The organism is Streptomyces sp. NPDC012888 (assembly GCF_042900645.1).
Taxonomy (GTDB): Bacteria; Actinomycetota; Actinomycetes; order Streptomycetales; family Streptomycetaceae; genus Streptomyces.
The window spans coordinates 424,526-447,398 of the sequence record NZ_JBIBBM010000001.1; the positions used below are offsets into that span (position 1 = coordinate 424,526).

The 22,873-nt window shown below is 72.8% G+C and carries 17 protein-coding genes; 12 read left to right on the plus strand and 5 right to left on the minus strand.

Going from position 1 to position 22,873, the window contains the following annotated elements; all coding sequences use genetic code 11:
- Nucleotides 1-16 precede the first annotated feature (16 nt).
- From ACFY61_RS01840 to ACFY61_RS01850, 3 genes are all read left to right on the plus strand, one after another.
- Nucleotides 17-595, plus strand: coding sequence for a TerD family protein (locus ACFY61_RS01840; protein WP_389465579.1), 579 nt, complete (start codon nucleotides 17-19; stop codon nucleotides 593-595).
- A 44-nt stretch (nucleotides 596-639) separates the two neighbouring features.
- Entirely contained in the window at nucleotides 640-2,556 is a 1,917-nt protein-coding gene (locus ACFY61_RS01845) for a TerD family protein (RefSeq protein WP_389465582.1), read from the plus strand.
- Between the two features lie 266 nt (nucleotides 2,557-2,822).
- Entirely contained in the window at nucleotides 2,823-3,812 is a 990-nt protein-coding gene (locus ACFY61_RS01850) for a TerC family protein (RefSeq protein ID WP_389465584.1), read from the plus strand.
- A 26-nt stretch (nucleotides 3,813-3,838) separates the two neighbouring features.
- On the opposite strand, the gene ACFY61_RS01855 is transcribed toward ACFY61_RS01850, so the two are convergent.
- The 3 genes from ACFY61_RS01855 to ACFY61_RS01865 form a co-directional block, all read right to left on the minus strand.
- Complete coding sequence (locus ACFY61_RS01855) at nucleotides 3,839-5,134, minus strand: MFS transporter (protein WP_389465930.1); 1,296 nt, start codon at nucleotides 5,132-5,134, stop codon at nucleotides 3,839-3,841.
- A gap of 217 nt (nucleotides 5,135-5,351) precedes the next feature.
- Nucleotides 5,352-6,008 carry an MBL fold metallo-hydrolase gene (locus ACFY61_RS01860; RefSeq protein ID WP_389465586.1) on the minus strand — a complete coding sequence of 219 codons (657 nt, stop codon included), beginning with the start codon at nucleotides 6,006-6,008 and terminating at the stop codon, nucleotides 5,352-5,354.
- A gap of 18 nt (nucleotides 6,009-6,026) precedes the next feature.
- Nucleotides 6,027-6,716, minus strand: a complete 690-nt coding sequence (locus tag ACFY61_RS01865; RefSeq protein WP_389465589.1) for a maleylpyruvate isomerase family mycothiol-dependent enzyme — start codon at nucleotides 6,714-6,716, stop codon at nucleotides 6,027-6,029.
- Nucleotides 6,717-6,874: 158 nt separating this feature from the next.
- Here ACFY61_RS01865 and uvrA point away from each other — a divergent pair, with 158 nt between their 5' ends.
- Nucleotides 6,875-9,850: an excinuclease ABC subunit UvrA gene (uvrA, locus tag ACFY61_RS01870; protein ID WP_389465591.1), complete on the plus strand. Its 2,976-nt coding sequence runs from the start codon at nucleotides 6,875-6,877 to the stop codon at nucleotides 9,848-9,850.
- On the opposite strand, the gene ACFY61_RS01875 is transcribed toward uvrA, so the two are convergent.
- Nucleotides 9,847-10,782 (minus strand): carbohydrate kinase, encoded by a 936-nt coding sequence (locus tag ACFY61_RS01875; protein ID WP_389465594.1) that lies wholly within the window; start codon nucleotides 10,780-10,782, stop codon nucleotides 9,847-9,849. The two genes, uvrA and ACFY61_RS01875, sit on opposite strands and share 4 nt — an antisense overlap.
- Before the next feature lie 121 nt (nucleotides 10,783-10,903).
- On the opposite strand from ACFY61_RS01875, the gene ACFY61_RS01880 reads away from it, so the two are divergent.
- The gene (locus ACFY61_RS01880; RefSeq protein WP_389465595.1) at nucleotides 10,904-11,332 is read left to right on the plus strand and encodes a Rieske (2Fe-2S) protein; all 429 of its coding nucleotides are present in this window, start codon (nucleotides 10,904-10,906) and stop codon (nucleotides 11,330-11,332) included.
- Between the two features lie 46 nt (nucleotides 11,333-11,378).
- On the opposite strand, the gene ACFY61_RS01885 is transcribed toward ACFY61_RS01880, so the two are convergent.
- A complete protein-coding gene (locus tag ACFY61_RS01885) occupies nucleotides 11,379-12,308 on the minus strand; it encodes a hypothetical protein (RefSeq protein ID WP_389465598.1) in 930 nt (309 codons plus the stop codon).
- A 251-nt stretch (nucleotides 12,309-12,559) separates the two neighbouring features.
- On the opposite strand from ACFY61_RS01885, the gene ACFY61_RS01890 reads away from it, so the two are divergent.
- The 7 genes from ACFY61_RS01890 (at nucleotide 12,560) to ACFY61_RS01920 (ending at nucleotide 22,690) form a co-directional block, all read left to right on the plus strand.
- Complete coding sequence (locus tag ACFY61_RS01890; protein ID WP_389465601.1) at nucleotides 12,560-13,150, plus strand: papain-like cysteine protease family protein; 591 nt, start codon at nucleotides 12,560-12,562, stop codon at nucleotides 13,148-13,150.
- A gap of 5 nt (nucleotides 13,151-13,155) precedes the next feature.
- On the plus strand, nucleotides 13,156-13,956 hold the full coding sequence (locus ACFY61_RS01895; protein ID WP_389465603.1) for a hypothetical protein: 801 nt from the start codon (nucleotides 13,156-13,158) through the stop codon (nucleotides 13,954-13,956).
- A 466-nt stretch (nucleotides 13,957-14,422) separates the two neighbouring features.
- Nucleotides 14,423-16,432, plus strand: coding sequence for an excinuclease ABC subunit UvrC (gene uvrC / locus ACFY61_RS01900; protein WP_389465605.1), 2,010 nt, complete (start codon nucleotides 14,423-14,425; stop codon nucleotides 16,430-16,432).
- Entirely contained in the window at nucleotides 16,429-17,364 is a 936-nt protein-coding gene (rapZ, locus tag ACFY61_RS01905; RefSeq protein WP_389465608.1) for an RNase adapter RapZ, read from the plus strand. The genes uvrC and rapZ overlap by 4 nt, the downstream gene beginning before the upstream one ends.
- Nucleotides 17,361-18,410, plus strand: a complete 1,050-nt coding sequence (gene yvcK / locus ACFY61_RS01910) for a uridine diphosphate-N-acetylglucosamine-binding protein YvcK (protein ID WP_389465611.1) — start codon at nucleotides 17,361-17,363, stop codon at nucleotides 18,408-18,410. Before rapZ ends, yvcK begins: the two co-directional genes overlap by 4 nt.
- On the plus strand, nucleotides 18,401-19,390 hold the full coding sequence (gene whiA, locus ACFY61_RS01915; protein ID WP_389465613.1) for a DNA-binding protein WhiA: 990 nt from the start codon (nucleotides 18,401-18,403) through the stop codon (nucleotides 19,388-19,390). Before yvcK ends, whiA begins: the two co-directional genes overlap by 10 nt.
- A gap of 339 nt (nucleotides 19,391-19,729) precedes the next feature.
- A complete protein-coding gene (locus ACFY61_RS01920) occupies nucleotides 19,730-22,690 on the plus strand; it encodes a M14 family zinc carboxypeptidase (protein ID WP_389465615.1) in 2,961 nt (986 codons plus the stop codon).
- Nucleotides 22,691-22,873: the final 183 nt, after the last annotated feature.

Sequence of the window (22,873 nt, forward strand, 5' to 3'; positions counted from 1 at the left end):
GGAGAGGGGACAGCGCGTGACGGTCAACATGACCAAGGGTCAGGCCATCAGCCTTGAGAAGTCCGACGGGGGGACCCTGACCGCGGTGCGGATGGGGCTCGGCTGGCAGGCGGCGAAGCGGCGCGGGCTGTTCGGCTCCCGCACCCGGGAGATCGACCTGGACGCCTCCGCGGTGCTGTTCGCGGGCAAGGAGCCCCAGGACGTGGTCTTCTTCCAGCACCTCGTCAGCAACGACGGCTCCATCCGGCACACCGGCGACAACCTGGTCGGCGGTGTCGGACAGGGCGGCGACGACGAGGCGATCCTGGTGGACCTGGCCCGCGTGCCGGTGCACATCGACCAGATCGTCTTCACCGTGAACTCGTTCACCGGACAGACCTTCCAGGAGGTGCAGAACGCCTTCTGCCGGATCGTCGACGAGACCAACGGCCAGGAGCTGGCCCGCTACACCCTCGACGGCGGCGGCGACTACACCGCCCAGATCATGGCGAAGGTCCACCGCGTCGGTTCCGGCTGGAAGATGACGGCCCTGGGCAACCCGGCCAACGGTCGGACCTTCCAGGACCTGCTGCCGGCCATCATCACGCACCTGTAGCGAGCACGCACGGACTCGGGGAACGACGGGGGAGGGGCCGGACGATGACGGCCGAACTGGTCCGGGGGCAGAACCACCCCCTGTCACGGACCCGAGTGGAGATCAGGGTCTCGGCGGGCACTCCGGTGCTCGCCCTGGCCGCCTTCGGCGACGGGGCGGGCCGGCTCTCCGGCCCGGGGGCGCTGGCCCACCCCGGCGCCCCGGCGCCGGCCGGCCTGGAGGCACCGGCGGCCGCCGCCGCGGAACACGCCTTCGCGGTGGAACTCGACGCCGTCCCGGCCGGCGCCGAGCGCGTCATGGTGTTCCTGGCGCTGCCCCGGGGCGGCCCGGCCCGGTTCGGGGCCGTCTCCTCCCCGCACGTCAGCCTGGCCGAGCCCGGCGGTCCCGCAATCGCCGAGTACACCGTCACCGGCCTCGACACCGAGTCCGCCGTGGTGGCCGTCGAGCTGTACCGCCGCCAGGACGCCTGGAAGGTCCGCGCCGTCGGCCAGGGCTACGCCGACGGACTCCCCGCCCTGCTCGCCGACCACGGCCTCGGCGGCCCGGCGGCGGCCGAGCTGGCCGCCCTGGCGCTCGCCGCGGCCGGGATCCCGGCCGCGGCGGACCCCGTCCCGGTCTCCGGGGTCCCGCACGCCGGTACGCCCGGCCCCGGGCCGGCCGCGTCGCCGGCCGCCCCCGACGCCCCGTCCGGCGCCGACGCCCCGGCCGCCCCGGCCGCCGTCGGCGGCCCGCACACCATCGACTACGTGCACCCGCGCCGCTCCCGCACCGAGCCGCCCCCGCCGGCCCCCCGGGTGCCCGAGGCCCGGCCCGGCGAACCGCCCCGGCCGGTGGCCGGCGACGCCACCGGGTGGTCCATGGACGAGCGGCTCTACAACCAGGTCTGGGGCATGTTCGAGGACCTGGCCCGGGCCGTCGCCGCCTACCGCGGGGCCGTAGAGTTCGCCGACTCCCGGCTCGACCGCGAGCTCGACCAGGTCCTGTCCGATCCCCGGCACCGCCTCGGCGGCTCCGGGAACGCCGCCCGCGACGCCGCCCTCGCCCGCCGCGCCGAGCTCGCCGACCAGGCCCGCGCCGTACTGGACCGCGACCTCGGCCAGCTCACCGCCGAGATCGAGGTGGTCGAGCCGGCCCTGCCGGGCGCCTACGCCCGGTGGGACAACCCCGTCTGGCAGGCCCACCGCGTGCCCGCCCCGCGCGACGGCCGCCCGATGGCCATGCGCCTCGGCGACCTGCACCTCCCGGAGCGGCCCGACCTGCGCATCCCGATGCTGGTCCGGCTCCCGCTGGAGCGGGGCCTGTGGATCGACAACGGGCGGACCGGTTCCGAGGCCGCGATGGCCATGGACACCGACCGGCTCCGCCGGGCCGCCATGGACATGGCCGTCGCACACGCCGCCCGGATGCTCGCCGTCCACCCCGGCGGCGGCCTCGCGGTGCACGTCATCGACGCCGCCGGAGCGGCCTCGGCCGCCCTGGAGCCACTGGTCCGGGCCGGCGTCCTGGCCGGCCCGCCGGCCGCCGGAGCCGCCGGGGTCTCGCGTATCCTCGCCGAGCTCACCCGCCGGGTGGACCTCGTACAGATGGCGCTGCGCGCCGGCGCCCCCGAGGAGCTGCCGCCCGACCTGGACACCGCCGACCAGCTGCTGATCGTGCACGACTTCCCGCACGGCTTCGACGACCGCGCCGTCACCCAGCTGCGCTACCTGGCGGACGAGGGTCCCAGGACCGGGGTGCACCTGCTGATGGTCGCGGACCGTGACGAGGCCTCGGCCTACGGGCCGCTGCTGGATCCGCTGTGGCGGTCCCTGATGCGGCTCTCCCCCGTGCCCGACGACCACCTCGCGGACCCCTGGGTCGGGCACGCCTGGACCTTCGAGCCCTCCCTCCCGCCGGCCGGCAGCGCCGTGCTGGACGAGGTGCTGGCCCGGGTTTCGGAGGCCCGGAAGCCGAGGCCCTGACCCCGGACCACACCACGGATCGACCGCGGACCTGACCAATGAGTGACCAGTCTTTGGTCTTTCCTTTACCTTCACTGCTCCGTGCGGGTAGTCTGTTGGGCGCGGAGGGGAGTATTCCCGCTGTTCCTGCGCGGCGTGCCCGTCAGTACGGACCGTGACCGGTCCCGGGGCGCCGGCCCGAGGTCCCTGCGGCCCGGGTGGAAGAGACCTCCGGCAGCGATGACGCTGACCAAGTGCTGGAGCCATCTGCCGGAGGCGTGGAAGTAGTGGATGTTTCGTTGAACCTGTGGGTGCTGACCGTCGCCGGTCTGTGCCTGCTCATCGGTGCCGATTTCCTCATCGGCCGCAAGCCCCATGACGTGTCGATCAAGGAAGCCGGCATCTGGACGGTCGTCTGGATCGTCCTCGCCGCCCTGTTCGGCCTCGGACTGCTGTTCTTCGGCAACGCCCAGGCCTCCGGCGAGTTCTTCGCCGGCTTCATCACCGAGAAGTCGCTGAGCGTCGACAACCTCTTCGTCTTCGTCCTCATCATGGCGAAGTTCTCGGTGCCCTCCCACCTCCAGCAGCGCGTGCTGCTGATCGGCGTGCTGATCGCCCTGGTGCTGAGGGCCGTGTTCATCGCGGCCGGCGCCGCGATCATCTCCACCTTCGCCTGGGTCTTCTACATCTTCGGCGCGTTCCTGATCTACACCGCCTGGAAGCTCATCCAGGAGGCGCGCAAGGACGAGGAGGAGGACGAGTTCGAGGAGAACCGCCTGCTCAAGTCCATCGAGAAGAAGTTCGGCGTCGCCGACCGCTACCACGGCACCAAGCTGTTCATCCAGCAGAACGGCAAGCGCGTGCTGACCCCGCTGATGGTGGTCATGCTCGCCATCGGCACCACGGACGTGCTGTTCGCCCTGGACTCGATCCCCGCGATCTTCGGCCTCACCCAGGACCCGTACATCGTCTTCACCGCCAACGCCTTCGCCCTGATGGGCCTGCGCCAGCTGTACTTCCTCATCGGCGGCCTGCTCAAGAAGCTGGTCCACCTCAGCTACGGCCTGTCCGTCATCCTCGGCTTCATCGGCGTGAAGCTGGTGCTGCACGCACTGCACGAGTCCGGCGTGCACGTCCCGGAGATCTCCATCCCGGTCTCCCTGGGCGTCATCTGCGGCGTGCTGGTGATCACCACGATCACCAGCCTGATGGCCTCGAAGAAGCAGGAGCGGCAGGAGGCCGAGGAGGCCGCCGGCCGGGAGAGCGTCGAAGCCTGACGTACTGCCCGTCCGCCGGGACGGGACTACGCGGGGGCGGCCGCTTCGGCCGCCCCCGTCCGCGTACCCGCCACCCGCGCCGGGCTGGTCTCCGGCAGCAGCGCGAAACAGCCCAGGCTGAGCAGCGCGACCCCGGCCAGGTACGCCGCCACCCCCCACGGCGGCCCCGACCCGCCGGACAGCGCGGTCGCCACGATCGGGGTCAGCGCCCCGCCCAGCACCCCGCCCAGGTTGTAGCCGACCGCCGCGCCCGTGCACCGGATCCGCGGCTCGTACAGCTCGGGGAGGTACGCCCCGACCACCGCGAACATGGTCACCATCCCGAACAGCGCGCCGGTGAAACCGAGCGTCATCAGCAGCGGATCGCCCGTCCCCAACAGCGCGACCAGCGGGAACATCCACAGCGCGGAGGCGGCGCAGCCGGCCAGGCACAGCGGCCGCCGGCCGTGGCGGTCGCCGAGGACGGCGATCAGCGGAGTGACCAGTCCCTTCAGGGCCACCGCTACCATCACGCAGGCCAGCATCACCGTCCGGTCCACTCGCAGGTGCTCGGCCGCGTACGCCAGCGACCAGGTGGTCACGGCGTAGAACACGGCGTACCCCACCGACAGCGCGCCGCCGGTGAGCAGCAGCAGCCGCCAGTGCCCCCGGAACACCTCGGCCAGCGGCGCGCTCGCCGTCTCCCGGCGCTCGGCGAGCTCCCGGAACTGCGGGGTCTCCTCCACCGCGTGCCGCAGCCACAGGCCCGCCAGGGCCAGCAGGCCGGCCGCCCAGAACGGCACCCGCCAGCCCCAGGAGGAGAACTGCGCGTCGGTCAGGCCCGCCGACAGTCCGAGGGTGATGCCGTTGGCCAGGAGGAAGCCGACGGCCGGGCCGATCTGCGGGAAGCTCGCCCACAGCCCGCGCTGCCCCTCCGGGGCGTGTTCCGCCGTGACCAGCACCGCCCCGCCCCATTCGCCGCCCAGGCCCAGGCCCTGCAGGAAGCGGAGCAGGAGCAGCAGGAGCGGGGCGGCCACGCCGATGGAGCCGTACGTCGGCACGCAGCCGACGGCCACGGTCGCCAGGCCGGTCAGCAGCAGCGAGACGAGCAGGACCGGCCGCCGCCCGTAGCGGTCGCCGACGTGTCCGAAGAGGGCCGAGCCGAGGGGGCGGGCGACGAAGCCGACGGCGAAGGTGGCGAAGGCGGCGAGGGTGCCGGCGAGGGGCGAGAACGTCGGGAAGAACAGCGGGCCGAGGACCAGCGCGGCGGCCGTCCCGTAGACGAAGAAGTCGTAGAACTCGATCGCGGTGCCGGCCAGCGAGGCCGAGGCGATGCGGAGCATGGAGGGGCCGGGCGGGGAGCCGGGCGGGGTGGTGGGCGGGGTGGTGGGACCGGCCGGGGAGTGATCATCGTGCATGGAGCTCCAACTACTCCTTCCACGCCCGCCCGGGAGGCGGGAACGGTCGTCTTCGACCGGAAGGAGTGGACCGTATCCCAGGGTTGACCGGTGACCGCGCGGATCTCGCCACCGCGAGCCGGGGCCACCGGTCGCCCCCCGGTCACCAGCCGCGTTCGCGCCACTCCGGAAGGTGCGGGCGCTCGGCACCCAGAGTGGTGTCGTCGCCGTGGCCCGGGTAGACCCAGGTCTCGTCGGGGAGCCGCCCGAAGATCTTCTCCTCCACGTCGGCGATCAGGCTCGCGAAGGCCTTCTCGTCGCCCCAGGTGTTGCCGACGCCGCCCGGGAAGAGGCAGTCGCCGGTGAACACGTGCGGGTGCCCGTGCGGGTCGTCGTAGACGAGGGCGATGGAGCCGGGGGTGTGGCCGACCAGGTGGCGGGCGGTCAGCTCGACCCGCCCCACCCTGATGGTGTCCCCGTCCTCCACCAGGACGTCGGTGGGCACCGGGATGCCCTCGGCGTCGTACCGGCCGGCGTACGTGCGCGCGCCGGTCGCGGCCACGACCTCGGCGAGGGCGCCCCAGTGGTCGCCGTGCCGGTGGGTCGTGACGACCGAGGCGATGCCGTCGTCACCGATCAGGCTCAGCAGCGTCGCCGGCTCCGCCGCCGCGTCGATCAGCAGCTGCTCGTCGGTGGCCCGGCAGCGCAGGAGGTACGCGTTGTTGTTCATGGAACCGACCGCGACCTTGGAGACCATCAGGTCCGTGAGTTCGTGTACGTCGGCGGGACCGCCGACCTTGACCGCTCCGCTGTACGTCATGTCCGCATCCTAGGTCCGCTACAGCGGGGGCAGGGCCGGCAGCGGGCCGCCGGACGTGGTGAGGGAGGCGCCCTTGTCCGCCCGGCCGGAGAGCCAGGCCAGCAGCTGGGCGGCGGTGCCGGTGACGGTGACCTGCGGCTCGCCGGCGGAGCCGGTGCGCCAGGTGCCGCCGTCGGACGCGACCAGGGCGGTGGGCGGCACCTCGGGCAGGCCGGCCCAGCGGTCGGCGAGGAACTCGACCTCCCGCGCGGTGAACGCGGCCGGCAGGTCCTCCAGCTCGTAGCCGATGCCCAGGTCGACGTGGTGCAGCTCCACCTCCACCAGACGCCGGAAGGGGATCCGGGCCGCGGAGTCCTTGACCCCGTTGCGCAGCTCGACGGTGCGGGACCAGTCGGCGGGGCGCTCGCAGACGGCGTCGAAGGCGGCGGCGGAATGCCTCAGGTCCGCCAGCTGTTCTTGCAACGGACGGCCGGAGTCGCGCTCGATGTCCGACTCGCGCGCGGCGGCGCTCTCGTACATCGGCCGGCCTTCGAATACGTTGACGAGCGCGTCGGCGTTGCGGGCCAGGTGGGCCAGGACATGGCCGCGGGACCAGCCCGGCAGCCGTGACGGCTCCGCGAGGGCACCGTTGTCCAGGGCGGCGACAGCGGTGAGCAGTCGGTCGGTGGCTTCCCGCAGGGAGGCCAGGTCACGTACGTGATCGATCATGGGGCCGACGATAGCGCCGCCACTCCTTCGGGTGAAGGAGACAAGGGATGGCCGTTAATCGAATGCACGTGCTATACGCTCGATAGTCGAAAGGCCAGAAACGACTCCGTGGCGCCCCCCTACGCTGGGACGCTCTCTCTAGAAAGGTGCGGACCGGCGTGACCGACCGTCTCATCGTCCGTGGCGCTCGCGAGCACAACCTGAAGAACGTCTCGCTCGACCTGCCCCGCGACTCCCTCATCGTCTTCACCGGCCTCTCCGGTTCGGGCAAGTCCTCCCTGGCCTTCGACACGATCTTCGCCGAGGGCCAGCGGCGCTACGTGGAGTCCCTGTCCTCCTACGCCCGCCAGTTCCTCGGCCAGATGGACAAGCCGGACGTCGACTTCATCGAGGGCCTGTCCCCGGCCGTGTCGATCGACCAGAAGTCGACCTCGCGCAACCCGCGCTCCACCGTCGGCACCATCACCGAGGTCTACGACTACCTCCGCCTGCTCTTCGCCCGCATCGGCAAGCCGCACTGCCCCGAGTGCCGGCGCCCGATCTCCCGGCAGTCGCCGCAGGCGATCGTCGACAAGGTCCTCGCCCTGCCCGAGGGCAGCCGCTTCCAGGTGCTCTCGCCGCTGGTGCGCGAGCGCAAGGGCGAGTTCGTCGACCTGTTCGCCGACCTCCAGACCAAGGGCTACAGCCGCGCCCGGGTGGACGGCCAGACCGTGCAGCTCTCCGAGCCCCCCGTCCTGAAGAAGCAGGAGAAGCACACCATCGAGGTGGTCGTCGACCGCCTCACGGTGAAGGAGAGCGCCAAGCGCCGGCTCACCGACTCCGTCGAGACCGCCCTGGGCCTCTCCGGCGGCATGGTCATCCTGGACTTCGTCGACCTGGCCGCGGACGACCCCGAGCGTGAGCGGATGTACTCCGAGCACCTCTACTGCCCGTACGACGACCTGTCCTTCGAGGAGCTGGAGCCGCGCTCCTTCTCCTTCAACTCGCCCTTCGGTGCCTGCCCCGACTGCACCGGCATCGGCACCCGCATGGAGGTCGACCCGGAGCTGATCGTCCCCGACCCGGACAAGTCCCTCGACGAGGGCGCGGTCTCCCCGTGGTCGCTGGGCCACACCAAGGACTACTTCCAGCGGCTGATCGGGGCGCTCGCCGGAGAGCTCGGCTTCCGCACCGACATCCCCTGGGCCGGGCTGCCGCAGCGGGCCAAGAAGGCGCTGCTCCACGGCCACAAGACGCAGATCGAGGTGCGCTACCGCAACCGGTACGGCCGCGAGCGGGCCTACACCACCGCCTTCGAGGGCGCCGTGCCCTTCGTCAAGCGGCGGCACTCGGAGGCGGAGAGCGACTCCAGCCGCGAGCGCTTCGAGGGCTACATGCGCGAGGTGCCGTGCCCGACCTGTGAGGGCACCCGGCTCAAGCCGATCGTGCTCGCGGTGACCGTGATGGAGCGGTCCATCGCCGAGGTCTCGGCCATGTCGATCAGCGAGTGCGCGGAGTTCCTCGGCAAGCTCCGGCTGGACGCCCGCGACAAGAAGATCGCCGAGCGGGTCCTCAAGGAGGTCAACGAACGGCTGCGGTTCCTGGTCGACGTGGGCCTGGACTACCTGTCGCTGAACCGCGCGGCCGGCACCCTGTCCGGCGGCGAGGCCCAGCGGATCCGGCTGGCCACGCAGATCGGCTCGGGTCTGGTCGGCGTGCTGTACGTGCTGGACGAGCCCTCGATCGGCCTGCACCAGCGCGACAACCACCGGCTCATCGAGACCCTCGTCCGGCTGCGGGACATGGGCAACACGCTGATCGTGGTCGAGCACGACGAGGACACCATCAAGGTGGCCGACTGGGTCGTCGACATCGGCCCCGGTGCCGGCGAGCACGGCGGCAAGATCGTTCACAGCGGTTCGCTGGAGGAGCTGCTGGACAACACCGAGTCCATGACCGGCCAGTACCTGGCGGGCAGGAAGTCGATCGCCATCCCGGACGTCCGGCGGCCGGTGAACGGCGGGCGGAAGCTGGTCGTGCGCGGTGCGAAGGAGAACAACCTCCGGGACATCGACGTGGCGTTCCCGCTGGGCGTGTTCACGGCGGTGACCGGCGTCTCCGGCTCCGGCAAGTCCACCCTGGTCAACGACATCCTGTACACGCACCTGGCGCGGGAGCTGAACGGCGCCCGCTCGGTGCCCGGCCGGCACACCCGGGTGGACGGCGACGACCTGGTCGACAAGGTGGTGCACGTCGACCAGTCGCCGATCGGCCGCACCCCGCGGTCCAACCCGGCCACGTACACGGGCGTCTTCGACCACGTCCGCAAGCTGTTCGCGGAGACGATGGAGGCGAAGGTCCGGGGTTACCTGCCCGGCCGCTTCTCCTTCAACGTCAAGGGCGGCCGGTGCGAGAACTGCTCCGGCGACGGCACGATCAAGATCGAGATGAACTTCCTCCCGGACGTGTACGTCCCCTGCGAGGTCTGCCACGGGGCCCGCTACAACCGGGAGACCCTGGAGGTCCACTACAAGGGCAAGTCCATCGCCGAGGTCCTGGACATGCCCATCGAGGAGGCCCTCGCCTTCTTCGAGGCCGTCCCCACCATCGCCCGCCACCTGCGGACCCTCACCGAGGTCGGCCTGGGGTACGTCCGCCTCGGCCAGTCCGCGCCGACCCTGTCGGGTGGTGAGGCGCAGCGCGTGAAGCTGGCCTCCGAGCTCCAGAAGCGGTCCACGGGCCGTACGGTCTACGTCCTGGACGAGCCCACCACCGGTCTGCACTTCGAGGACATCTCGAAGCTGATCAAGGTGCTGTCGGGCCTGGTGGACAAGGGCAACTCGGTGATCGTCATCGAGCACAACCTGGACGTCATCAAGACCGCGGACTGGGTCATCGACATGGGCCCGGAAGGCGGTTACGGCGGCGGTCTGGTGGTGGCCGAGGGCACCCCCGAGGAGGTGGCCGCGGTCGGCGCCAGCCACACCGGCAAGTTCCTGAGGGACATCCTCGGCGCGGACCGGGTCTCGGACGCGGCCCCGGCCCGCACGGCCCCCGCGAAGAAGAAGGCGGCGGTCAAGGCCCCGGCCAAGGCGCCGTCGAAGGTCGCGGCGAAGGCCCCGGCCAAGAAGACGACCCGGGCCCGGAAGGCCTAGGCGGCCGGCTCCCCGGTGACGTCGCCGGCCCGCGACAGCACCGGGGAGCCTGCCGGGCCTGCCGGGGCGAGCTCGGCCGCGAACGGCGGCTGGGCCCCCGGACGGGTACAGGTGAGCGCGGCAGCGCGGGCCGCGTACGCCAGGGCGTCGGGCCAGTCCACCGGGCCCGGGCGGCACAGCCGGTGCAGCAGCGCGGCGTTCACCGTGTCGCCCGCCCCGATCGTGTCCGCCACCGGCACCCGCACCGCCGGCACCGTGTGCTCGGCGCCCTCGCGGGTCCGGACGGCCAGCCCGTCCGCCCCACGGGTCAGCACCACCGCCCCGGCCCCGGCGGCCAGCCAGTCCTCCGGCCGCCCGCCCAGCCACTCCGCGTCCTCCTCGGACAGCTTCAGCACCGAAACGGACGGCAGCCAGGACCGGAAACGGGACCGGTACGCCCGCGGATCCCCGATCAGCGCCGGGCGGATGTTCGGGTCCAGCAGGGTGATCATCCCGCGCCCCGCCTCCCGGTGCAGCAGCGCCTCGTACGCGGTGGCACCCGGCTCCAGCACCAGCGAGCACGTGCCCAGGGCCAGCGCCCGCGCCGCGGGCGGCAGCGCCCCGGGCAGCGAGAACAGCCGGTCGGCGGTGCCCTCGACGTAGAAGCCGTACACCGCCGAGCCGTCCGGACGCAGCGAGGGCACGGCCAGCGCGGTCGGCTCCGGCCCCCGCCGCACCAGCGACAGGTCCACCCCCGCGGCCCGCAGCCCCGCCAGCAGCGCGTCACCGAAACCGTCGGTGGACATTCTGGAACAGAACGCCACCTCGGCACCGAGCCGGCCCAGCGCCAGCGCCGTGTTGTACGGACCGCCGCCCGGCCTGGGCAGCAACGCGCCCGGTGGCTCCGCCACCGGCACCAGGTCCATCAGGGCTTCTCCAGCGACCACGATCACACGCGGAACGTATCCCACCGCCCCGGGCCTGCGGTACCGCTCGCCGCCCGCCTCCGGGCCGCCGGTATCGTCGTAGACCGCTCACACACCGCCCGAACCGCCCGCCCCGGGGAGAACCACCATGTCCGCGCAGCCCGCAGCCCGCCGTACCGTGCTCAAGGGCGCCGCCGCCCTGGCCGGGGCCGCCGGTGCCGGCGCCGCCCTCACCGCCTGCTCCACCGCGACGAACAGCGGCGGCAACACCCCTGCCACCCCCACCGCCCCGGTGGAGCTGGGCGCGGCGGCCGAGGTTCCGGTGGGCGGGGCCAAGCTCTACCGGGAGCGGAAACTGCTGGTCAGCTGCCCTGCGGAGGGCCAGTACAAGGCCTTCAGCGCCCAGTGCACCCACGCCGGCTGCGTCCTCGACAAGATCGTCGAGAACGAGGGCAACTGCCCCTGCCACGGCAGCCGCTTCGACGTCACCACCGGCAAGGCCCTGCGCGGGCCCGCCACCGATCCGCTGCCGGCCGTCCCCGTCCGCGCCGAGGGCGGCAAGCTGATCGCCGGCTAGCCGGACCGCCCCCGGCCGGCACGACCGCTGCGGCCCGGCGCGCGGGTCACTCCCAGTCCCACCCGATGCCGAGGATGCCCCTGCGGACGCCCTGCTCCACCAGGTGCACGCTGCGGTGCAGGCCGTTCGGGGTCAGGTCCGCCACCCCGGCCCGCGGGGCCTGCGGCCCGGTCCGGCTGAACCGGACGCAGCGCACCGGCATGGCCGCGCCGTCGAACCGCACCTGGAGCATGTACTGGCCGCCCGCGTAGCTGAAGCCGCGCAGGTACTCGCGGCTGGGTCCCGCCGTCCCGTCCTCGAACCCGTAGCCGAAGACGTACGTGTCCCCGGTGCGCAGCCGCGTGTCGAAGAGCAGCTCGGCGACCACGATGCCGGCCTCCCGGTGCCGGCGCACCCGGCCGGTGCGGCAGTTCTCCCCGGCCCGCACCCGGACCCGCGCCGGGTCGCAGCCCGGGTCCCCGTGGTGGATCGCGAGGTAGCGGTCCACCCCGTCGCGGTGGGCCCGTACGACGTGCTCGGAATCCCGCACCAGCAGCTCGCGGCGGGCGCCGACGCGGACGCGCTCGTGGTGGCCGAGGGTGTGCAGCCCGCCGTCCGCCGGCAGCCCCATCCCGGCCAGCAGCTCCTCCATCAGCGCGCCGACGCCGACCAGGGAGCGGTACGGGCGGGCGGTCGGGCGCGGCGGCTCGGTGGCCGTGCCGCCGGGCGGGGCCAGCAGCCGCCCCAGCGAGCCGTCCGGCACCCGGAGGATGCGCTCCAGTTCCCGTACGGCCTTCAGGGACTCGGCGCGTTGCGGGCGCCGGGCACCCTGCTGCCAGTAACTGAGGCTGGTGACGCCGACCTTGATGCCGCGCGCGGCCAGCCGGTGCTGCACCCGGTGCAGGGGCAGCCCGCGGGCGGCGAGCGCCGCGCGCAGCGCCGAGTGGAAGGGGCCGGTCCGCAGTAACCGGGAGAGTTCGTCGCGGTCGTCGGACACGGGCGGCTCCTTGTGAACGTTCACGCCGGGCGGTGCGGGGGAGTGCGCCGGTGGCCACCGGGACCCAGGTGGCGGGACGGCCGGCGTTCACACCACAGCCTCAGCGTTCACACTGCAATGTCACCGCGTATTGAAGCGTGTTGACCTGATCGCGACAACACCCTGATGCTCCTGGACAGCGTCCGGACGCGCTCCTCCGATCCCCACTCGCCCCCCGCCCCACCGGGGGGTCCCCACACGGGAGGAACGCGATGCGCAACAGGAAGGGGCGGCTCCCCCTCGCCGCCCTCGCCACCACCCTGCTCCTCGTGCTGCCCACCGGCCCGGCCACCGCCGCCGACGCCGGCGCGGACGGCACGCTGGCCTCGAAGCGCCTGAACATCACGATGCAGGCCCAGCAGAAGTCCAACTGGTGCTGGGCCGCCGGCGGCAACACCATCGCGGCCTGGTTCGGCCGCAACCACACCCAGAACCAGTTCTGCAACGCCGCCTTCAACCGGCAGCAGGGCACCGAGTGCCCCAACAACCAGGCCACCCTCGGCAACGTCCAGAACGGCCTGGACTGGGCCGGGATCAACCCCGGCTCGTACGTGACCGGATGGCTGCGGTACTCCACCGTGCAGACCGAGATCAACGCGAACCGGCCGGTCGAGACGCGGATCCAGTGGTCCGGCGGTGGCGGCCACATGCACGTGGTCTACGGCTACGACACGGCGAACAGCTGGGTGTACTGGGGCGATCCGTGGCCGTCCAGCGACCGGTACAACTGGGCGTCGCACGCCTGGTACGTGGACAACGGCACGTTCTCCTGGACCCACTCGCTCTACCGGATCGGGGCGTGACCGCCATGAGCCTCCGCGCAGCCGCCGTCACCGGCGCCCTCACCGCGGCCACCGCCCTGCTCGTCGCCGCCCCGGCCGCCGCGGCGCCCGTCCCGCAACCGGAGCCGCGGCCGCAGGCGCCGGCGCAGGCCGTCACGGCGGAGGCCACCGCGGCCGCCGGGCGGGCCGCCGCGGCCCCCGACACCATCGCCACCCTGTCCCGGTTCTTCGCCCGGGAGGGCCGGGTCGCGGCCTCCGCCGCCGCGCCGCGGATCGAGGGGGAGGCCGTACCCGTGCACTACCTCTCCCCGGAGTTCGTCGCCGGCCGGGCGGGCGCACCGGTGGCCCGGCTGGAGTTCCTCGCCAGCAGGGCGGTGTCCGCCGACGGGCAGCAGGCCGCGCTGTGGACGGCGAAGACCGGCGGCGGCTGGCAGGTCGTGAACATCGCCACCGGCGACGACGAGTTCCGGTACGCCCGGCTGGGCGCCGAGCGGCTGCCAGGCGGGACGGTGTTCCGGGAACCGCAGATCGACGCGTGGTGGGTGGCCGGGGGCGAGCGGGTGCTGCCGCTGGACGAGGACGCCGTGCGCGCGGTGGGCGGCGGCGGTACCACGCTCGCGGCGTACCGGGCCCGGGTGGCCCGGGCCTACGCCGACAAGCTGCCGGGCTCCGCGTACGCCCGCTCCGGCAAGGCCGGCGGCTACACCGCCCCGCCACCACCGCCCTCGTCGACCCCGGCGGTAGCCGCGACCACCACCGCCACCGCCGCCGCCGCCCTCGCCACCGCCGCCCTGACCCTCACCGTCCACCGCCGCCGCCGAACCTGACCCCCACCGGGCCCCGCCCGCGCGCCGCTCGGGCTTGATCGGCCCTGCGGCCCGCTACCGGGCGGGGCCCAACCAGCCCCTCCGGCGTACGGGCGGAGCGTTGGCTGCGCGGCTTTGGCTGCGCCGGGTCCCGCTCAATCGCCGCTCGGGCTGGATGGTGCGGCTCGGCTCCGCCACGTGCCCCCGGGGCTCCGGTCTGGCCCGCTCAATCGCCGCTCGGGCTGGGTGTGGCGCGGCGTGGTGTGGTCCTGCGGGCCGGTTCCGGGGGCACTTCCAGCCCCTCCGGCGTTTGAGGAGCGGGGTATGGGGCGGAGCCCCGTGTGCTCGGGCGGAGCGTTGGCTGCGCGGCTGTGGCTGCGCCGGGTCCCGCTCAATCGCCGCTCGGGCTGGATGGTGCGGCCCGGCCGGAGCCCGGGCGGGGCGGGGGTGGGGTTGGTTGTCGGTGGGCGACAGTAGGGTGGGCGGCATGGCCGACCCTTCCAGCTACCGTCCTCAGCCGGGCCAGGTCCCCGACTCCCCGGGCGTCTACCGCTTCCGCGACGAACACCGCCGGGTGATCTACGTCGGGAAGGCCAAGAGCCTGCGCCAGCGCCTGGCCAACTACTTCCAGGACGTGGCCGGACTCCACCCCCGCACCGCCACCATGGTCACCACCGCCGCCTCCGTCGAGTGGACCGTCGTCTCCACCGAGGTCGAGGCGCTCCAGCTGGAGTACTCCTGGATCAAGGAGTACGACCCCCGCTTCAACGTGAAGTACCGGGACGACAAGAGCTATCCGTCCCTCGCCGTGACGCTGGGCGAGGAGTACCCCCGGGTCCAGGTCATGCGCGGTCCCAAGAAGAAGGGCGTCCGGTACTTCGGGCCGTACGCCCACGCCTGGGCCATCCGCGAGACCGTCGACCTGATGCTCCGCGTGTTCCCGGTCCGGACCTGCTCCGCCGGGGTGTTCAAGCGGTCCGCCCAGATCGGGCGCCCCTGCCTGCTCGGCTACATCGGCAAGTGCTCGGCCCCCTGCGTGGGCCGGGTCACCCCCGAGGAACACCGCGAACTCGCCGAGGAGTTCTGCGACTTCATGGCCGGCCGGACCGGGGCGTACCTCTCCCGACTGGAGAAGCGCATGCACGAGGCGGCCGAGGAGATGGAGTACGAGAAGGCCGCCCGGCTGCGCGACGACATAGGGGCGCTGCGCCGCGCCATGGAGAAGAACGCGGTGGTCCTCGCGGACGCCACCGACGCCGACCTCATCGCCGTCGCCGAGGACGAGCTGGAAGCCGCCGTGCAGATCTTCCACGTCCGCGGCGGCCGGGTCCGCGGCCAGCGCGGCTGGGTCACCGACAAGGTCGAGGCCGTCGACACCGCCGGCCTGGTCGAGCACGCCCTCCAGCAGCTGTACGGCGAGGAGAGCGGCGAGAGCGTACCCAAGGAAGTGCTCGTACCGGCCCTGCCCGAGGACGCGCCGGCCCTCTCCGACTGGCTCGCCGCGCGCCGCGGCTCCCAGGTCAGCCTCCGCATCCCGCAGCGCGGCGACAAGAAGGCGCTGATGGAGACCGTCCACCGGAACGCCCAGCAGTCCCTCGTCCTGCACAAGACCAGACGCGCCAGCGACCTCACCACCCGCTCCCGCGCCCTGGAGGAGATCGCCGAGGCGCTCGGCCTCGACGGCGCCCCGCTGCGCATCGAGTGCTTCGACATCTCCCACCTCCAGGGTGACGACGTCGTCGCGTCGATGGTCGTCTTCGAGGACGGGCTGGCGCGCAAGAGCGAGTACCGCCGCTTCCAGATCAAGTCCTTCGCCGGCCAGGACGACGTGCGGTCCATGCACGAGGTGGTCTCCCGCCGGTTCCGGCGCTACCTCCAGGAGAAGCTGAAGACGGGCGAGTGGAGCCCGGAGGACGGGGAGGAGGCCCTCGCCGAGGACGACGGCCGCCCCAAGCGGTTCGCGTACCCGCCCCAGCTCGTCGTGGTCGACGGCGGCCGGCCGCAGGTCGCCGCCGCCCAGCGGGCCCTGACCGAGCTCGGCATCGACGACGTCGCCGTGTGCGGTCTCGCCAAGCGGCTGGAGGAGGTCTGGCTGCCCGAGGAGGACGACCCCGTGGTGCTGCCCCGCACCAGCGAGGGGCTGTACCTGCTCCAGCGCGTCCGTGACGAAGCGCACAGGTTCGCCATCCAGTACCAGCGCAACAAGCGCGGCAAGCGCCTGAGGACCGGCCCGCTGGACGAGGTGCCGGGCCTCGGCGAGACCCGCAGACAGGCCCTGATCAAGCACTTCGGTTCGGTGAAGAAGCTGAGACAGGCCACAATCGACCAGATCTGCGAGGTGCCGGGGATAGGCCGGAAGACGGCCGAGACCGTGGCCGCGGCCCTCGCCGCCGCCACTCCCGCGGGTCCTGCCGTCAACACGGCGACAGGAGAGATCATTGAGGACGAGAGCCCCGCGCCCGCGGGGACCTCGTCCGAACGGGGAGCCGAGACATGACCACGCACGACGGAGACGGAGCAAAGGTGAGTACGGGCACGACAGTGGAGCCCGGCGAGGCCGCCGAGGCGGCCATTCCCGAGCTGGTGATCATCTCCGGGATGTCCGGAGCGGGCCGCAGTACGGCAGCGAAGTGCCTGGAGGACCTCGGCTGGTTCGTCGTGGACAACCTGCCGCCGGCCCTCATCCCGACCATGGTCGAGCTGGGCGCCCGCTCGCAGGGCAACGTGGCCCGCATCGCCGTCGTCGTCGACGTCCGCGGCCGCCAGTTCTTCGACGCCCTGCGCGAGTCCCTCGCCGACCTCGACAGCCGCGGCGTCACCCGGCGCACCGTCTTCCTGGAGTCCTCCGACGACGCCCTGGTCCGCCGCTTCGAGTCCGTCCGCCGCCCGCACCCGCTGCAGGGCGACGGCCGGATCACCGACGGCATCGCCGCCGAGCGGGACCTGCTGCGCGAGCTGCGCGGCGACGCCGACCTGGTGATCGACACGTCCAGCCTGAACGTGCACGAGCTGCGCGCCAAGATGGACGCCCAGTTCGCCGGCGACGAGGAGCCCGAGCTGCGGGCCACCGTCATGTCCTTCGGCTACAAGTACGGCCTCCCCGTCGACGCCGACCTGGTCGTGGACTGCCGCTTCATCCCCAACCCGCACTGGGTGCCGGAGCTGCGCCCCTACACCGGCCTCAACGCCGAGGTGTCGGAGTACGTCTTCAACCAGCCCGGCTCCAAGGAGTTCCTGGACCGCTACGCCGAGCTGCTCCAGCTGATCGCCACCGGCTACCGCCGCGAGGGCAAGCGGTACGTGACCATCGCCGTCGGCTGCACCGGCGGCAAGCACCGCAGCGTGGCCATGTCCGAGAAGCTCGCCGCCCGCCTCGCCTCCGAGGGAGTCGAGACCGTCGTCGTCCACCGGGACATGGGGCGCGAGTGACCGGACGGAGCCTGAGGCTGCGCCGCCTGCGCCGGGTGACCACGGGCCGTGACGACACGGCCCGTGGCGCCTGGCGCCGCGGCGCCCAGCCCAAGGTGGTCGCCCTCGGCGGCGGCATGGGCCTGTCGGCCTCGCTGGCCGCGCTGCGGCGGATCACCGGCGATCTGACGGCCGTGGTCACCGTCGCCGACGACGGCGGCTCCAGCGGCCGCCTCCGCGAGGAGCTCGGCGTACTGCCCCCCGGCGACCTCCGCAAGGCGCTCGCCGCCCTGTGCGGGGACGACGACTGGGGGCAGACCTGGGCCCGGGTCATCCGGCACCGCTTCGAGTCCCACGGCGACCTGCACGGCCACGCCGTCGGCAACCTGCTGATCGTCGCGCTGTGGGAACAGCTCGGCGACCCCGTCCAGGCCCTGGACCTGGTCGGCAGGCTGCTCGGCGCGCACGGACGGGTCCTGCCGATGTCGGCGGTCCCGCTGGAGCTCCAGGCTCTGGTTCGCGGCCACGACCCGGCGCGCCCGGACGACGTGGACACCGTGCGCGGGCAGGCGACCGTGGCCCTGACCCCCGGCGAGGTGCAGTCGGTGCACGTGGTGCCCGCCGACCCGCCGGCCGTGCCGGAGGCCGTGGAGGCGGTGCTGGACGCCGACTGGGTGGTGCTCGGCCCCGGCTCCTGGTTCTCCTCGGTGATCCCGCACCTGCTCGTGCCGGAGCTCCTCGACGCGCTGACGCAGACCAAGGCCCGGCGGGTGCTCTCGCTGAACCTCGCGCCGCAGCCCGGTGAAACAGAGGGCTTCTCTCCGCAGCGTCATTTGGAGGTTTTGGCCCGACACGCCCCTAAACTCGCCCTGGACGTGGTGCTGGCCGACGAGGCCGCCGTGCCCGACCGCGAGTCCCTCGCCGATGCCGCAAAACGCTTCGGTGCCGCGGTCGAGCTGGCGCCGGTGGCCAGGGAAGACGGCTCTCCGAAGCACGACCCGGAGCTGTTGGCCGCCGCGTACGACCGTATTTTTCGGATGCATGGAAGGATCGGCCCATGGCGATGACGCCTGCGGTGAAGGATGAGATCTCCCGGCTCCCCGTCACCAGGACCTGCTGCAGGAAGGCGGAGGTCTCGGCGATTCTTCGGTTCGCTGGGGGGCTCCACCTGGTGAGCGGGCGGATCGTCATCGAGGCGGAGCTGGACACCGGGATCGCGGCCCGGCGGCTGCGCAAGGACATCCTGGAGATCTTCGGCCACTCCTCGGACCTCGTGGTGATGGCGCCCGGCGGTCTGCGGCGCGGCAGCCGCTACGTCGTGCGGGTCGTCGCCGGCGGTGACCAGCTGGCCCGCCAGACCGGCCTCGTGGACGGCCGCGGCCGTCCGATCCGGGGCCTTCCCCCGCAGGTCGTCTCAGGGGCCACCTGTGACGCCGAGGCGGCCTGGCGCGGTGCCTTCCTGGCCCACGGCTCGCTCACGGAGCCCGGCAGGTCCTCCTCGCTGGAGGTCACCTGCCCGGGCCCCGAGGCAGCCCTGGCCCTGGTGGGTGCCGCCCGCAGGCTGTCCATCGCGGCGAAGGCGCGGGAGGTCCGCGGGGTCGACCGGGTGGTCGTGCGCGACGGCGACGCCATCGGCGCGCTGCTGACCCGGCTCGGCGCGCACGAGTCGGTGCTGGCCTGGGAGGAGCGGCGGATGCGGCGCGAGGTCCGCGCCACCGCCAACCGCCTGGCCAACTTCGACGACGCCAACCTGCGCCGCTCGGCCCGGGCCGCGGTGGCCGCCGGGGCCCGGGTCCAGCGCGCCCTGGAGATCCTCGGCGAGGAGGTCCCCGAGCACCTCGCCGCGGCGGGCCGGCTGCGGATGGAGCACAAGCAGGCCTCCCTGGAGGAGCTGGGGGCGCTGGCGGACCCGCCGCTGACCAAGGACGCGGTGGCCGGGCGGATCCGGCGGCTGCTGGCGATGGCGGACAAGCGGGCGCAGGACCTCGGGATCCCGGGGACGGAGTCCAACCTCACGGAAGAGCTGGCCGACAACCTGGCCGGCTGACCGCGCCGCCGCCCCACCCCGGTGTGGGCAGTCGTTCCGCTGGGGCGGATGGGGGTCCTCCCGGACGGAGTCCGGGGGAGGGTGGGCACACCGGAACGACGGCCCGCAGCGGCCGCGAAGCGTCCCCCAACGGCCACCGCCGCCAGGCGGTGGCCGTTGGCACGACTGCCCACACGGGGGGCGTCGGGCGGCCGCGGAGGCGGGGGAGTGCTTGAGGGGGGCTACAGCCGGACGGGGGGAACACGGGCGTGGGGCGGCACGCCCCATTGACATGCGCATGGACGGTCGTGAGCCTGTCGTCCGATTGCTTTTCGCGACAGACGACGCCCAGGGGGGCACATGAGGCACCGCGCGAGATCGATCCTCGCCGCCACCGCACTCGTCCTCGGCACACTCGCCGCCGTACCCGTGACCGCACAGGCCCGCCCCGGCACCGGCCCCGGCCCCGCCGGCGACGAGGTACGGGTCTACGACGCCGACATCACCAAGGAGCAAGTCCCGCTCGTCCTGGCCGCCGGCCAGGACGGCCACGAGCTCTCCGAGCGCGCCCCCGAGAAGGGCACCGCCCGGGTCGAGCTCTTCCTCACCGGGACCCAGGCCAAGGCCCTCGGCGCCCAGGGCGTCAAGCTCGCCGAGCGGAAGGTCCCGGACCGGGCCGCCGCCCGCGGCAAGGCCGCCGGCGACGGCGTCTTCCGCCCGTACAGCGGCAAGGGCGGCATCGCCGAGGAGATCGTCCGGACCGGCCAGGCCAAACCCGGCCTCGCCAAGGTGGTCTCCATCGGCAAGACCGTGCAGGGCAAGGACATCCTCGCCGTCAAGGTCACCAAGGACGCCCGCCGCGCCAAGGACGGCTCCCGGCCGGCCGTGCTGTACATGTCCAACCAGCACGCCCGCGAGTGGATCACCCCGGAGATGACCCGCCGGCTGCTCCACCACTACCTGGACGGCTACGGCAAGGACCAGCGGATCACGAAGCTCGTCGACACCACCGAGCTGTGGTTCCTGATCTCCGCCAACCCCGACGGGTACGACTACACCCACGCCCCCGACGGCGAGCGGCTCTGGCGCAAGAACATGCGCGACAACGACGGGGACGGCAAGCACACCGCCGTCGACGGCGTCGACCTCAACCGGAACTTCGCCTACAAGTGGGGCTACGACAACGAGGGTTCCTCGCCGAACCAGGCCAGCGAGACCTACCGCGGCAGCGGCCCGAACTCCGAGCCGGAGACCGTCGCCCTGGACCGCTTCCAGAAGCGGATCGGCTTCGAGTACGGCATCAACTACCACTCCGCCGCCGAACTGATCCTTTACGGCGTCGGCTGGCAGGTCGCCACCCCGACCCCCGACGACGTGCTCTACAAGGCGCTCGCCGGCACCCCGGAGAACCCGGCCGTGCCCGGCTACCACCCGCAGGTCTCCTCCGAGCTGTACACCACCAACGGCGAGGCCGACGGCCACGCCGCCAACGTCAACGGCATGATGATGTTCACGCCGGAGATGACCACCTGCCAGACCGCCTCCGGCCTGGACCCGAACGACGCCTGGAAGCCCGAGGACTGCGCCTCCGGCTTCAACTTCCCCGACGACGAGAAGCTGATCCAGGACGAGTTCGCCAAGAACATCCCCTTCGCGCTCTCCGTCGCCGAGACCGCCGGCCACCCGGACCGGCCCAGCTCCGCCGTGGGCCTGACCGCCTCCGACTTCACCCCCGACGCGTTCGCCACCTCCTGGGCCGCCCGCGGCCAGGACCAGGAGATCGCCGTCACCGCACGCAAGTCGCTGCGCGACAAGGAACTCAACTACCGGATCAACGGCGGCCGCACGCACGACGAGGACCTGAAGCCCTGGAAGGGCGGCGAGCGCTACGGCGGCAAGGACAACCTCTGGTTCGACGAGTACCGCGCCGAGGTCGAGGGCGCCCGTCCCGGTGACACGGTCGAGGTCTGGTTCACCGGGCGCGACCGCGCCACCGGCAAGAAGGTCTCCAGCGAGCACTTCACCTACACCGTCGCACCGCGCCCCCGCGCCGACGTCCTGGTGATCGCCGAGGAGGGCGCCAAGGCCCGGCACGCCCAGGCGTACGTCGACGCCCTGCGCGCCAACGGCAGGTCCGCCGCCGTCTGGGACGTCGCCGTACAGGGCGCCCCGCACCGGCTCGGAGTGCTCTCGCACTTCCGCACCGCCGTCCACTACACGGGCGCCCAGGCACCCGGCGGGCCGACCCAGCTCGCCGTCCGCGACTACCTCAACGAGGGCGGCAAGCTGATCGAGGCCGGCGAACTGGCCGGCGGCAGCGCCCAGGTCGGCCCCGCCGTCACCAACGACTTCAGCCAGTACTGGCTGGGCGCGTACGGCCGTACCGGCGTCCGCGGCGCCACCGGGTTCACCGGCGCCGGAGCCCTCGCCGGGGCCGGCGGCGGCCTCGGCGACGCGGCCGACAACCCGCTGAACGCCCCGGGTTCCTACACGGTGACCTCCGACAGCCTGCCCGCGGACCGCTTCCCGCAGTTCAAGAGCGCGCAGGCGGGCCAGTACGCCGGGGTCGTCAACCCCTACGCCCCCGTCGCGGGCGCGTGGATGGCCTCGGCCACCCATGACGACGACGACTGGAAGCGGCTCGTCCGCGAGGTCGACCTCACCGGCGTCACCGCCGCCGACCGGCCCGCCCTGAAGATGGCGCTGCACTGGAACACCGAACCGGGCTACGACCACGCCGTACTGGAGGCCCGCACCGCGGGCGGCGACGACTGGACCACCCTCCCCGAGGCCGGCGGACAGAGCTCCACCACGGTGCCGGAGGAGTGCGGGGCCGGGTTCTTCGTCAACGGCCACCCCTTCCTGCGCCGCTACCTGACCCTGGAGGCCGGCGGCTGCACTCCGGCCGGCACCAGCGGGACCTGGAACAGCTTCACCGGCTCCTCCGGCGGATGGAAGCAGGTCTCGTTCGACCTGAGCGCCTACGCCGGCAAGAAGGTCGAACTGTCCCTGGCCTACATCACCGACCCCGGATCCGGCGGCCGCGGCGTCTTCATGGACGAGGCGCGGCTGTCCACCGGGGGCACCGACCAGCCGGCGGAGGGCTTCGAGACCTCCCTCGGCGCCTGGACCGCACAGGGCGCACCGGCCGGAAGTCCCGAAGTTCCGGGGGATTGGTCTCGTACCGGCGAGCTCTTCAAGTCGTTCGCCGCGGTCACAACGCGTGACACGGTCCTCCTCGGATTCGGGCTGGAACACCTGCCTGCCCCGGCAGACCGAGCGGTACTGATCGGTAAGGCGTTGCGGTCCCTTTCACGCTGACTCTCAGTGACCGGGACCCAGGTCCCCGGTGGCCCGTACCGCTCGAATTGGTATGGGCCACCGGCGCGTGTCCCTCCGCAGACGATGTCACTCCAAGGCCCGCAGAGAGGTAGGGTCGTAAGCGGTCGGGGACATCCCATACAGATCGCCGGCGGACAGGCCGGCGCACATACGAGGAGATCG

What these genes read in the sequence shown, in the direction of transcription:
- ACFY61_RS01845 (WP_389465582.1), top strand. Translation starts at nt 640, where the DNA reads ATGACGGCCGAACTGGTCCGGGGGCAGAACCACCCCCTGTCACGGACC.
- ACFY61_RS01855 (WP_389465930.1), bottom strand. Translation starts at nt 5,134, where the DNA reads ATGCTCCGCATCGCCTCGGCCTCGCTGGCCGGCACCGCGATCGAGTTC.
- ACFY61_RS01860 (WP_389465586.1), bottom strand. Translation starts at nt 6,008, where the DNA reads ATGACGTACAGCGGAGCGGTCAAGGTCGGCGGTCCCGCCGACGTACAC.
- ACFY61_RS01865 (WP_389465589.1), bottom strand. Translation starts at nt 6,716, where the DNA reads ATGATCGATCACGTACGTGACCTGGCCTCCCTGCGGGAAGCCACCGAC.
- ACFY61_RS01880 (WP_389465595.1), top strand. Translation starts at nt 10,904, where the DNA reads ATGTCCGCGCAGCCCGCAGCCCGCCGTACCGTGCTCAAGGGCGCCGCC.
- ACFY61_RS01890 (WP_389465601.1), top strand. Translation starts at nt 12,560, where the DNA reads ATGCGCAACAGGAAGGGGCGGCTCCCCCTCGCCGCCCTCGCCACCACC.
- ACFY61_RS01895 (WP_389465603.1), top strand. Translation starts at nt 13,156, where the DNA reads ATGAGCCTCCGCGCAGCCGCCGTCACCGGCGCCCTCACCGCGGCCACC.
- uvrC (WP_389465605.1), top strand. Translation starts at nt 14,423, where the DNA reads ATGGCCGACCCTTCCAGCTACCGTCCTCAGCCGGGCCAGGTCCCCGAC.
- rapZ (WP_389465608.1), top strand. Translation starts at nt 16,429, where the DNA reads ATGACCACGCACGACGGAGACGGAGCAAAGGTGAGTACGGGCACGACA.
- whiA (WP_389465613.1), top strand. Translation starts at nt 18,401, where the DNA reads ATGGCGATGACGCCTGCGGTGAAGGATGAGATCTCCCGGCTCCCCGTC.
- ACFY61_RS01920 (WP_389465615.1), top strand. Translation starts at nt 19,730, where the DNA reads ATGAGGCACCGCGCGAGATCGATCCTCGCCGCCACCGCACTCGTCCTC.